This window comes from Neolewinella lacunae, from assembly GCF_014349155.1.
Classification (GTDB): Bacteria; Bacteroidota; Bacteroidia; order Chitinophagales; family Saprospiraceae; genus Neolewinella; species Neolewinella lacunae.
In genome coordinates this window covers 147642-160191 of record NZ_JACSIT010000100.1, presented here as the reverse complement: position 1 = coordinate 160191, position 12550 = coordinate 147642, and the positions used below count along the sequence as shown (strand labels likewise).

The following is a 12550-nucleotide window of genomic DNA, read 5'->3' as shown; positions in this document are numbered from 1 at the left end:
GAAGTCTCTCCCCCTCACACCAAACTCCGCCGCTTCCCACTGGCCAAATCCACCAGGCGGCCCCCTTTTTCCGAGACGTAGCGCTGGATGATCTGTGCCGTATCGGGATGCCCCTCGATGCACTTTACGCTGTCTACGATCGACTCCAGGTCGTGGGCATCTTCCTTACTGATGAAGGCGAAGCCGCGGTATTTGCCGTCGCGGACCAGTATAGCCGCCTCCTCATCGTGGGTGCGGCCGCGGTCGAAGAGCAAAAAATCGTAGTCAAACACATTGCGCAGGCGCAGGCGGGCCTCTTCGGCGCGGAGGTTATAGTCTTCGGGCGCTTCGTGGCCGATGCAGGCCCCGTGGCACTGCTTGAGGTGAAAGTAAAAGCAGGCGGAAGTGCCGGTGGATAGTTTGGTGTGGATGCCGCAGAGTTCGAGGTGGTTGCGGACGAAATTCAGGCGGCCCTTGGCGCGGCTGAGCGTGGGGTATTCACTGATCACGTCTTCTTCCTTGCGGACCTGCGCGGTGTTGGCCACAATATCGAAACAGCGGTAGCCCTGGGCGTTGAGCCGGGTGATGATGGCGTAAGAAAAGTGGGTGTGGCGTTGGGCGCGGTTGATGGCAGGTTGCAGGCGCTTGATCTCCTCGCTTTCGTGGAGGAGGGCAACGAGTTCCGAGCCCGTCAGTTCGTATGAAATACCGGCCACCTGTTGAGCGATCCGTTTGCCCTTGCTCGTCCGGTCATTAAAATGCTGGGCCACCCGGGAACGGATGTTCTTGCTCTTGCCCACGTAAATGACCCCGCCCAGGGTATCGTAAAAATAGTAGACGCCACAGGCTTCGGGCAGGTCTTCAATCTGGCTCAAGTGCAGGTTTTCGGGCAATTTTGTGGCGATGATGCCCTGGTTGACCAGCGCCTGCACTTCGCCTTCCGCACTGGGGCCGAGCAGACAAAGTTTGAGGAGTTCGGTGGTGGCCGTAGCGTCGGCCAGGGCTCGGTGGGCATTGGTCAGTTCGATGCCAAAATGCCGGGTGAGGTTGCCCAGACTGTAGGAGCGCAGGCCGGGGTAAATGCGCCGGGTCAGGCGTACGGTACAGAGTTGCTTGCGCTGGTAGGTATAGCCCAGGCGGCGAAATTCTTCCCGGATAAAATCGTAGTCGAAGCGGCTGTTGTGGGCCACAAAAATGCGATCCTGGGTCAGTTCCACCACCCGGCGGGCGATCTCGTGAAACTTTGGTGCCTCGGCCACCATTTCCATCGTGATGCCGGTCAGCTCGGTAATCCCGGCGGGAATGCGGCACTCGGGGTTGATGAGCGTTTGGTAAGTTTCCACTACCTTTTCGCCGTCAAAAATCACGATCCCGATTTCCGTCAGGCGGTCGCGGTCGGCCCGGCCGCCGGTCGTTTCCACGTCAATGATCGCGTACATTTTTTCCTTCATCTGATCCTGCTGCGCGTGAGGCGGGCGTCATTTATGCTCCCGAAATGGCCAAGGTAGTCCTTTTTTTTAGTTTTTTGGTGGCAATTGCCGCAAATTGTGGTAATTCCGACAATTCTGCGGGTGCTGGGGCGCGGCCGCAGGTGCTCCCCCCCGACCCCCCAAAGGGGGGAGTATGGACAGAGGAGCAGGGGATGTCGGACACCGTCGCTCCGCTGCCCGCCGCTTATTTCCCCGAAAGCTACCTTCCCCTCCTGACTGGCCAACGCCTCGCCTTGGTCGTAAACCAAACCTCCACCGTCGCAAATAGCCACCTGGTGGATACCTTGCTGGCGATGGACCAGGACGTTCGCCGCATCTTCGCCCCCGAGCACGGCTTCCGGGGCAGTGCCGACGCCGGGGCCCAGATCAGCGATGGCCGCGACAGCCGCTCCGGCCTGCCCATCAAATCCCTCTACGGCAAAACGAAAAAACCTTCCGCTGCCGACCTGGCCGACATCGACGTGATCGTATTTGACATCCAGGACGTCGGGGCCCGCTTTTACACCTACATCTCGACCCTTTATTACGTCATGGAGGCGGCCGCCCGCTACGGCAAAACGGTCGTGGTCTTAGACCGCCCCAATCCCAATGGCCACCTGATCGACGGTCCCGTGCTGGATACCGCCTTTCAGAGTTTCGTGGGGATCGTCCCTATTCCCGTCGCCCACGGCCTGACGGTGGGTGAATTCGCGCAACTGGTCAACGGAGAAGGCTGGTTGCCCGAAGGCTTGCGGGTGAAGCTTTCCGTGGTGAAGATGCCCGATTACGCCCACGACCGCATCTACGAACTGCCCATTCCACCCTCTCCCAACCTGCCCAACCAGCGCAGCATTTACCTTTACCCCAGCCTCTGCTTTTTTGAGGGGACGCCAGTATCCGTCGGCCGGGGCACCAGCAAACAGTTCCAGGTCTACGGCCACCCCGCCCTACCCTTTGGCGACTACTATTTCACCCCCACCCCGGGTCCGGGCAGCCAGGATCCTCCCCTCAATGGCGAACGCTGCCGCGGCGAAGACCTCACCCATCTCTCCCTAGCCCAGGCCCGCGGCACCGGCCAGCTCGACCTGGATCGCCTCATCAACACCTACCGGGCTTTGGAGAGTGCCGGGGTAACCTTCTTCTCCCGTCCCGATTTCTTCGATCTTCTGGCGGGTACCGATCAGCTGCGCCTCCAGATCCTGGCGGGCCAGAGCGCCGCTGAAATCCGCGCCAGCTGGCAGCCGGGCCTGGCGGAGTACCGGGTGTTGCGGGAGCGGTATTTGCTTTATTAGTGAATGAGCGAATGCGTGAATGCGTGAATGAGCGAATCAGTGACCGCCGATAGGCAGCAGCGTAGCTAATGAGTGAGTCAGTGACCTCCGATCGTCTGCAGTGTCGCTAATTCACTGCCTATGGGGATGGGCTGCCGAAGGGGATAGGGATGGGGGCTGGAGTTGCTGCTGGTTACGAACTCCATGGATAAGCTGTGCAAGAGCCAGGCCTGCGTTTCCTAGCAACACCGTAAAATTGTAGAGACTTGAGGTTGATTTGAAGCCCCCCACTTGCCGCTGCCCGAAAATACTACTGCGAAGGCGGACACTACGGATAGCTACTCATTGGGGAGAGGACATGAACTTTAAGCAAGCTAATTCTCATCCCCTTTAACAAGGTCAAACAACTCTAATTAGTTTCGTGCAGACATTTGAATCCTCCTTAGAGATCTCTGAAAATCTTCTATATCCATACCAATGTTCTTTTTCGTAATAACGGTTGATTTAGTTATGGGGCCTTGCAAAATATTTTCAGAACGAAAATATTGCTCAACACTAGTGATAGTAAACTTACTTAAACTCGCCCTATTTAGCAAGTCAAGAGGATTGATACCAGGACAGTACTTATCAATAAATTTAACCAGAGACTTAATCGTTTCCGGATCCCGAGATTTAGAAAACACCTCTACTATATCCTCATACTTGAGTTTCGAAAATAATTCAGGCAGGCAAACCATTAATCGATGAACGTAGCTTTCAGCAAACCATTTGAAGTTAAACACGATGAAATCAACAGGATTCAGCCTCCCTATTTCGTCGATATATGCCTCTAAGTAAAACCTATCAATTGGGAGAGACTTAACCTCAGAAATGTTTCTATCTATCAACAAAAACGACACTTTTTCTTCATCTGTCAGATAAAAATGTAGCTTATTAAGCCGAAACGCTGTTACATTTTTAGAAAAAAATTCTCTAATCCAAAAAAATATTTCTGTTGTTTCCATTATTTATGGCATTTATATTGTTTACGGCAAAGCTAGGGCAGGATAGGTGAGCGGGCAAGATGGGGTTGGACGGACAAGCACTTCGGTTTGGCCGAAATTCAATCATGCAAAATAGTAAAATCCGATCAATAAAATTTCATTGCGTTTCCATTTAACCCAGCCAGACTTAATATTTCCTTTGTCATCTTCCCAGACTGCCAGGTAGCTCATCGCCTGGGATGTGGTGTCATTGGCGATGCGGCCCGGGAGGTTAAACGCGTTGTAGGTCATGATGCGTTGAAGTTCTTCCGATGCGCTTTATACTCAGCACTTCTCCCACAGCGACTTGCCGCAGAAACGGATTTGCTGGATGATGTGCAGCAATAATACGGAGATTTATGGAGCAAACCACACGGTTTAGTGTATTTGAACACTTACCAGATGTTCTGGGAGAGTAGCTTTTCCCCTCCGCACCAAGGATAGCGGGAGACTTGGGCACAAGTAAAAGTGTAAATATGAACCACAGGCTCATCCTCCCAATCCTAAAATCTTTAAGATCCTAATTCAGACAAAATGGTGGCGCTGCGGTAATTCACTCATGAGCTACGCTGCTGCCTATCGGCGGTCACGCATTCACCCACTCACTCACCCCCCTCCCCCAATCAACCACCCCCCAGTCCAGGCCGCCTGAAAATTAAAACCGCCCGTAATCGCGTCAATATCCAGCACCTCCCCGGCCAGAAAGAGCGTAGGATGGATTTTGGAGCGGAAGCTTTTGAAGTCTATTTCGCGCAGGTCTACGCCGCCGGCGGTGGTAAATTCGTCTTTATTCATGGATTTTCCGGTAATCCGAAACTGCGCGGCGGTAAGTTGCTCGGTCAATGCCGTGCGTTGTCCTTTATTCAGTTGTGCCCACTGCTGTTCTTCGGGAATTCCGGCGGCGGCCACGAGGGATTTCCACAGGCGCAGCGGCAGCTCAAAATAGGCGCGGGCGTTGATCTGCCGCTTGGCTTCCTCCAGCCGCCAGGCGTCGAGCTGGGTTTCCACGTCCGAAGGCCGGCGGGCCAGCCAGTTGACGTCGAGCGCAAACTGGTGGTTCAGCGGCGCCAGCTCCCGCGCACCCCAGGCGGAAAGGCGCAAAATGGCCGGACCACTCAAGCCCCGGTGCGTGATCAACAGCGGCCCCTCGGCGCGCAGGGCCTGCCCGGCAATGCCCACCTGGGCCCACGGCAGCGATACCCCGGAAAGATCGCGCAGCCGCGTATCCTTCGTATCAAAAGCAAACAGCGAGGGCACCGGCGGCACCACCCGGTGGCCCAAATCTTCCAGCATTTGCCACACGGCCGGGTTGCTGCCCGTCGTCACCACCAGGCGGTCGGCGTAAAATACCTCGGCGTCGGTCCGGATCGTCCAGCGGCCCGAAGGCTTATTTTCGGGCGCGGTCGCGGGCGATAGTCCCGGAGGATTTCGGGATGCAAGGTCCGGTGAAGGAGCAAGGATCTGCGTAACCCTGGCCTTAGTCATCACCCGCACGCCCCGTCGCTTCGCCGTCTCCCAAAGGACGTCGATGATAGACTGAGAGGAGTCGCTGACCGGAAAAACCCGTCCGTCTTCTTCAATTTTTAATTCCACCCCCCGATCGCTAAACCAGCCCATCGTATCCCCGCAGGCAAACTGGTGGAAGGGCCCCAGCAACTCCCGTCCCCCCCGCGGATAGTATTTTACCAATTCCTTGGGCTCCCAGCAGCCGTGGGTGACGTTGCAACGGCCGCCCCCCGAGATGCGGACTTTCTCCAACACACTCTTGCCCCGCTCCAGGATCGTAATCTGCTCCGTCGGGAAACACTCCGCCCGGCGAATGGCGGCAAAAAAACCGGCGGCACCACCACCAATGATGAGGGTCTGGGAAGTCATGCGGCGAAGGTACGCCAGCAAGATCAGCTTCCTCCCCACGCCCCGCCACGAAAGTGCAGATCGCACCGCCCGGGCCCGCCCATTTCCCGGCAAACCCTTACCTTGGCAGCGCCCACAACCAAAGCCACCATGCACACCCCCCGCTACCAGGTCTCCGTAAACGACCGCGACTTCGCCATTACCGACGCCGACCTGGCCGGCCTGGACCTCGTGCCGGCCGCCGACGGCACCTACCACCTCCTCCGCGCCGGCAAGTCTTTCCGCATCGAAGTGGTCCGCTCCGACCTCAGCCGCAAAACCATCACCCTGCGCGTCAACGGCCGCGAGCAAAACCACCACCTGGCCGATGCCACCGATCAGTTGGTGCGCCAACTGGGCTTCTCCGCCGTAGAAAGCCAGAAGGGCAGCGACGTCTTCGCCCCCATGCCCGGACTCGTCCTCGACGTCCTGGTGGCCCCGGGCGACACCGTCTCCCCCGGCACCACCCTCGTCATCCTCGAAGCCATGAAGATGGAAAACGTCCTCAAAGCCGAAGGCGAAGGGACGGTCACGGCCGTAAAAATTGCCAAAGGCGAAGCCGTCGAAAAGCGGCAACTGCTCATCGAAATCACCCCCGCCTAACCCCCGCCGCCCTAACCCACCAAACCGAGCAATGCCCATGGAATTTCCCAGTGTAACGAAGGCAGCGTGGTTGGCCCAGGTCCGCAAAGACCTGAAAGGACAGCCGCTGGAAGACCTCAACTTCAGCGTTGCGGGCACCGTCCAGTCGCCCTTCTGGCATCCCGAAGACCTGCCTAATCCCCCCGCTCCCGTCTACCCCGGCCGGGGGTGGAAAGTAGGCGAAAAGATCACCATCACCGATCCGGCCACCGCCAATGCCCAGGCCCTCGCCGCCCTCCGCGGAGGAGCCAACTACCTCTACTTCTGCCACGCCGGACCGCTGGCACCGGCCGACCGCACCCGCGTACTGGAGGAAGTCTTGACGGACATCATCGACCTCCGCTTTCACGATACCACTCAGCAAGCCTTCCGCGTCTACACCCGCGCTGACGTAGCCGAAGCCCTCCTGGCCCTGGCCGAACAGCCCCAGGACGCCGCCTTCTGGCTCCGCCCCAGCGAAGACTTTCTGGAAACCATCGCCACCCTGCGGGCCGTCCGCCTCTGCGCCAACCTCATCTACGCCAGCCTGGAACTGGACCCGAGCCTGGAACTGGGCGTGGTCATCAGCCCCGCCGAACTGGACGTCCACACCGCCAAAATCCGCAACCCCGTCCTGGCCCTCGCGGCCGTCTGCGGCGGGGCCGACGTCCTCTTAATTGAACCCGCCGATGGCCCCGAGGGCAGCCCCTTCGAGCGGCGCATCGCCCGCAACATCCACCACCTGCTGAGCGAAGAGGCCCGCCTGGCTGCCGTAGCCGACCCCGCCGCGGGCAGCTACTACCTGGAGGCCCTCACCGACGCCATCGCCACCGCCATCTGGGCGGATTTTCAAGCCACCCTAGCCCGCTAAAAGCCGCCCAACCAAAGCAAAAAACCATGCAAAAAATCTTAGTTGCCAACCGCGGGGAAATCGCCCTGCGGATCATGCGAACCGCCCGCCGCATGGGCATCAAAACCGTTGCCGTGTATTCAGAGGTCGATCGCAACGCGCCCCACGTGCGTTTTGCCGACGAGGCCATTCTGCTCGGTCCGGCCCCTTCCAACCAGTCTTACCTGGTTATGGACAAAGTCATCCAGGCCGCCCTGGATACGGGGGCGGAGGGCATCCACCCTGGCTACGGCTTCCTCAGTGAAAACGCGGAGTTCGCCCGGCGGGTCGAGGCGGCCGGCATCGTCTTCATCGGCCCACGTCCCCACGCCATCGAGGTGATGGGCAATAAGCTCTCCGCCAAAGAAGCCGTTGCGGCCTACGACATCCCCATGGTCCCCGGCATCGAGGAGGCGATTACCGACCTCGACCTGGCCGCCCGCATCGGCGATCAGGTGGGTTACCCCATCCTCATTAAGGCAGCGGCCGGCGGTGGCGGCAAAGGCATGCGCATCGTCGAAAACCGCGAAGGACTGCGCGAAGGCATGGAACGGGCCATCAGCGAAGCCACCTCCGCTTTTGGCGACGGCGCGGTGTTCATCGAAAAGTACGTCACCAACCCCCGCCACATCGAAATCCAGGTTCTGGCCGATGCCCACGGCAACATCGTCTACCTCTTTGAACGGGAGTGCTCCATTCAGCGGAGACACCAAAAGGTGGTAGAGGAAGCCCCTGCCGTCCCACTGAACCTTGCACCTGCGCTCCGCGCCCAAATGGGAGAAGCGGCCGTAAAATGCGCCCGGGCCTGCGATTACCTCGGGGCCGGGACCGTCGAATTCCTGATCGATGGGCAGAACAATTTTTACTTCCTGGAGATGAATACCCGCCTGCAAGTCGAACACCCGGTGAGCGAAATCATTGCGGGCGTCGACCTGGTCGAACAGCAAATCCGGGTGGCGCGGGGCGAGGCGCTGGCCTTCACCCAAGCCGACCTCAAGATCCAGGGCCACGCCATTGAGCTGCGCGTCTACGCCGAAGACCCGCTCAACAATTTTCTGCCCAGCATTGGGACGCTGACGACCTACGAGAAGCCCTCTGGCCCGGGCATCCGCGTCGACGACGGCTTCGAGGAAGGCATGGACGTGCCGATTTACTACGACCCGATGATCGCCAAGCTGATCACCTTCGGCGCCACGCGCGAGGAGGCCATCCAGCGCATGCGCGATGCCATCGACGCCTACCGCATTAATGGCATCGAGACGACGCTGCCTTTCGGGCGCTACGTGATGGACCACCCGGCCTTCATCAGTGGACATTTCGACACCAATTTCGTCAAAGAGCACTACTCCCCGGCGGCCATTTTGGCGGAGCGGGAGGAGGTCGACCACGTCGGTGCCCTGGCCGCCGCCGCCCTGTTTGAACAAGAGCTGCGGCAACTGCGCATCCCCGCCACCGCGAGCGCCGCCTGGCAAAACAAACGCTGCTGATGAGCCTGGAAAAACTACGCAACATCCCCTTCCGCCGCGTGCCCAGCCCCGCCCCGGCCGAAGACGCCGCCGGGCTGCCGACGCCGGAAGGCATCGTGCTTAAACCCGTCTACGGCCCCGCAGATTTGCAGGGAGTGGCGCACCTCGGGTCCGTCGCTGGCCTGCCGCCCTACGTCCGGGGCCCCTACTCTTCGATGTACGCCGTGCGGCCCTGGACCATCCGGCAGTACGCCGGATTTTCCACCGCCGAGGCGTCCAATGCCTTCTACCGCCGCAACCTGGCGCAGGGCCAAAAAGGACTTTCGGTGGCCTTCGACCTGGCCACCCACCGGGGCTACGACTCCGACCATCCCCGCGTGCCGGGAGACGTCGGGATGGCCGGCGTGGCCATCGATACGGTGGAAGACATGAAGATTTTGTTCGACCAGATTCCGCTGGGCGAAATGTCGGTATCCATGACGATGAACGGCGCGGTGCTGCCCATCATGGCCTTCTACATCGTGGCCGCCGAGGAGCAGGGCGTGTTGCCCGAGGCCCTGGCCGGAACCATCCAGAACGACATCCTCAAGGAGTTCATGGTGCGCAATACCTACATCTATCCGCCCGCCGCTTCGATGCGCATCGTGGGGGATATTTTTGGTTTCACGGCCGCGCACATGCCCAAGTTCAACAGCATCAGCATCAGTGGCTACCACATGCACGAAGCGGGAGCTTCGGCGGATATCGAGTTAGCCTACACCCTGGCCGATGGCCTGGAATACCTGCGCACGGGCATTGCAGCGGGCTTGGACGTCGACGATTTTGCGCCCCGACTTTCCTTTTTCTGGGGCATCGGCATGAACCAGTTTATGGAGATTGCCAAGCTGCGCGCCGCCCGCCTGTTGTGGTCGCGCATCGTCCAAAGTTTTGGACCCAGGAACCCTAAATCTCTGGCTCTGCGGACCCACTGCCAGACTTCAGGGTGGAGCCTGACGGCCCAGGATCCCTTCAACAACGTGGCCCGCACCGCCCTGGAGGCGCTGTCGGCCGTCTTCGGAGGCACGCAGAGTCTGCACACCAACTCCCTGGACGAAGCCATTGCCTTGCCGACGGATTTCTCGGCCAAAATTGCCCGCGATACCCAGAAGTATTTGCAGCGGGAAACGGGCATTCCCCGCGTCGTTGACCCCTGGGGCGGCTCCTACTACGTCGAAAAACTGACGGCCGAGCTGGCCGAGCGCGCCTGGTCTTTGCTGGAGGAAGTGGAGGCGCTGGGTGGCATGGCCAAGGCCATCGAGCAGGGCCTGCCCAAGCTCCGCATCGAAGAAGCCGCCGCCCGCAAGCAGGCCCGCATCGACGGCGGCCAGGAAAAAATCATCGGCGTCAACCTCTTCCCCAACCCCGACGGCGAAGAAAAAATTGAGGTGCTCGAGGTCGATAACCAGGCCGTGCGCGAAGCCCAGATTGCCCGCATCCAACGCGTAAAAGCGGAGCGGGACGCGGGCGCGGTCGCAGGTGCCCTGGAAGCCTTGAGGCAATGCGCGGCTACCGGCGAAGGCAATCTCCTCGAAAAATCCGTCGCCGCCGCCCGGGTCCGGGCCACGCTGGGGGAAATCTCCTCCGCCCTCGAAGACGTCTTTGGCCGTTACCGCGCCACCAACCGCCTGCTCTCCGGAACCTACCGCAACGAAATGCAACAGAACACCGATTTTCACCGGGCGCGGGAAATGTCTGATCGCTTCGCCACCGTCTACGGACGCCGGCCCCGGATTTTGGTCGCCAAACTCGGCCAGGATGGCCACGACCGCGGCGCCAAGGTGATTGCCTCCAGCTTTGCCGACATCGGCTTTGACGTCGACGTAGGCCCGCTCTTCCAAACCCCGGAGGAAGCGGCGCGGCACGCGGTGGAAAACGACGTCCACATCCTCGGCATCTCCTCGCTGGCGGCCGGCCACAAGACGCTCGTCCCCCAGGCCATCGCCGCCTTGCGCGAATACGGTGCCGAAGACATTCTGGTGGTGGCCGGCGGCGTCATCCCAGAACAAGATTACCAGTTCCTCTACGATCACGGCGTGGCGGCGATCTTTGGTCCGGGGACGGTCATCGCCCGGGCGGCCATCGCCATCCTGTCCCTGTTTTTACCCGGGGAAACCCAGTAACCCATACCCATTCACTTACCTTTTTCTTAGCTTTTACCCCTACCCCAGCCATGCAGAACCACAGCGCCCTTCAGGAAAAATTAGCCCTCGCCTACCTCGGTGGCGGCGAAGCCCGCATCGCCAGCCAGCACGGCAAGGGTAAACTCACCGCCCGCGAACGCATCCACCTCCTGCTCGACCCCGGCAGCTTCGAAGAAGTGGGCACGCTGGTCACCCACCGCACTACCGACTTCGGGATGGGCGACCAACTTTTCTACGGCGATGGCGTGGTGACGGGCTACGGCACCATCGATGGCCGCCTGGTCTACCTCTTCGCCCAGGATTTCACCGTCTTCGGCGGCTCCCTCTCCGAAACCCACGCCGAGAAAATTTGCAAGGTGATGGATATGGCCCTCAAAACGGGCGCGCCCTTCATTGGCCTCAACGACAGTGGCGGCGCGCGCATCCAGGAAGGCGTCCGGTCTTTGGGCGGCTACGCGGATATTTTTTACCGCAACGTCCAGGCCAGCGGCGTCATTCCCCAGCTCTCCGCCATCATGGGCCCCTGCGCGGGTGGCGCGGTCTACAGCCCGGCCATGACCGACTTCACCATCATGGTGGAAAACACCAGCTACATGTTCGTTACGGGCCCCAACGTGGTTAAAACCGTCACCAACGAGGAAGTCACCAGCGAACAACTCGGCGGCGCCAGCACCCACTCTACCAAGTCAGGGGTCACCCACCTGACGGCCGCCAATGACCTCGTCTGCCTGGCCAAGGTAAAAACCCTCCTGAGCTACCTGCCCCAGAACTGCGAGGAAAAGCCCGCCGCCCTGCCCTACACCCTCGGCGAGGAAAGCCGCGAAGCCCTCGAAGGCATCGTCCCGGCCAGCGCCAACCAGCCCTACGATATGCGCGCCGTTATCGAGGGCATCATTGACCCCGGAACCTTCTTCGAGATCCACGAAAACTACGCCGAGAACATCGTCGTTGGCTTCGCGCGCCTGGCTGGCCGCAGCATTGGCATCGTTGCCAACCAACCCATGAGCCTGGCGGGCGTGCTCGACGTCGAGTCCAGCAAAAAAGCCGCCCGCTTTACCCGGACCTGCGACTGCTTCAACGTGCCCCTGCTGGTATTGGTGGACGTCCCCGGCTTTCTGCCCGGCACCGATCAGGAATGGAGCGGCATCATCACCAACGGAGCCAAACTGCTCTACGCCCTCAGCGAAGCCACCGTGCCGCGCATCACCGTCATCACCCGCAAGGCCTACGGCGGGGCCTACGACGTGATGAACTCCAAACACATCGGTGCCGACCTGAACTACGCCTGGCCCACCGCCGAAATCGCGGTAATGGGCGCCAAAGGAGCCAGCGAAATCATCTTCAAACGGGAGATTGAGGCCGCAACCGACTCCGCCGCCAAACTGGCCGAAAAGGAAGCCGAATACGCCGCCGAATTTGCCAACCCCTACCGCGCCGCCCAACGGGGCTTCATCGATGAGGTAATCGCCCCCCGCGACACCCGCCGCAAGCTCATCCGGGGCTTTGCCGCCCTGGAAAATAAGGCTGTAGCCACGCCAAAGCGCAAGCACGGCAATATCCCATTGTAGTATAACGGGAGGTTGAGCCCTGGCAATAATCACTAATAACTGGTCTTCCAACGGCCTTTAGTAGGCAGTACTGTAGTTCTGTAGTTCTGTAGTTTGGTAGTGGACAATACCCCACTACCGAACTACAAAACTACCGAACTAAGAAATCATTGCGGTCTAACCATTTGAAAGACAGCGAATATCTACGTTGCA

General features: G+C 59.7%; 10 protein-coding genes. 6 read left to right on the top strand and 4 right to left on the bottom strand.

Annotation, left to right across the window (positions count from 1 at the left end; translation table 11 throughout):
• Positions 1-14: 14 nt before the first annotated feature.
• Entirely contained in the window at positions 15-1430 is a 1416-nt protein-coding gene (locus H9S92_RS10360) for an exonuclease domain-containing protein (protein ID WP_187466640.1), read from the bottom strand.
• A 191-nt stretch (positions 1431-1621) separates the two neighbouring features.
• Here H9S92_RS10360 and H9S92_RS10355 point away from each other — a divergent pair, with 191 nt between their 5' ends.
• Positions 1622-2740 (top strand): exo-beta-N-acetylmuramidase NamZ family protein, encoded by a 1119-nt coding sequence (locus H9S92_RS10355; protein ID WP_246463789.1) that lies wholly within the window; start codon positions 1622-1624, stop codon positions 2738-2740.
• Positions 2741-3132: 392 nt separating this feature from the next.
• On the opposite strand, the gene H9S92_RS10350 is transcribed toward H9S92_RS10355, so the two are convergent.
• The 3 genes from H9S92_RS10350 to H9S92_RS10340 form a co-directional block, all read right to left on the bottom strand.
• Positions 3133-3723, bottom strand: coding sequence for a hypothetical protein (locus tag H9S92_RS10350; protein ID WP_187466638.1), 591 nt, complete (start codon positions 3721-3723; stop codon positions 3133-3135).
• A gap of 102 nt (positions 3724-3825) precedes the next feature.
• Positions 3826-3993 carry a hypothetical protein gene (locus H9S92_RS10345; RefSeq protein ID WP_187466637.1) on the bottom strand — a complete coding sequence of 56 codons (168 nt, stop codon included), beginning with the start codon at positions 3991-3993 and terminating at the stop codon, positions 3826-3828.
• A 354-nt stretch (positions 3994-4347) separates the two neighbouring features.
• On the bottom strand, positions 4348-5616 hold the full coding sequence (locus H9S92_RS10340) for a BaiN/RdsA family NAD(P)/FAD-dependent oxidoreductase (protein WP_187466636.1): 1269 nt from the start codon (positions 5614-5616) through the stop codon (positions 4348-4350).
• 129 nt (positions 5617-5745) lie between these two features.
• Between H9S92_RS10340 and H9S92_RS22650 the strand changes: the two genes are divergently transcribed.
• Genes H9S92_RS22650 through H9S92_RS10315 form a run of 5 tightly spaced genes read left to right on the top strand, consistent with a single transcriptional unit; the run spans position 5746 to position 12358 of the window.
• Positions 5746-6237, top strand: coding sequence for an acetyl-CoA carboxylase biotin carboxyl carrier protein subunit (locus tag H9S92_RS22650; RefSeq protein ID WP_187466635.1), 492 nt, complete (start codon positions 5746-5748; stop codon positions 6235-6237).
• Between the two features lie 37 nt (positions 6238-6274).
• A complete protein-coding gene (locus tag H9S92_RS10330; protein WP_187466634.1) occupies positions 6275-7126 on the top strand; it encodes a methylmalonyl-CoA mutase family protein in 852 nt (283 codons plus the stop codon).
• 26 nt (positions 7127-7152) lie between these two features.
• On the top strand, positions 7153-8631 hold the full coding sequence (locus H9S92_RS10325) for an acetyl-CoA carboxylase biotin carboxylase subunit (protein WP_187466633.1): 1479 nt from the start codon (positions 7153-7155) through the stop codon (positions 8629-8631).
• Entirely contained in the window at positions 8631-10769 is a 2139-nt protein-coding gene (scpA, locus tag H9S92_RS10320; RefSeq protein ID WP_187466632.1) for a methylmalonyl-CoA mutase, read from the top strand. The genes H9S92_RS10325 and scpA overlap by 1 nt, the downstream gene beginning before the upstream one ends.
• A gap of 50 nt (positions 10770-10819) precedes the next feature.
• A complete protein-coding gene (locus H9S92_RS10315; protein WP_187466631.1) occupies positions 10820-12358 on the top strand; it encodes an acyl-CoA carboxylase subunit beta in 1539 nt (512 codons plus the stop codon).
• The last annotated feature ends 192 nt before the right edge of the window (positions 12359-12550 follow it).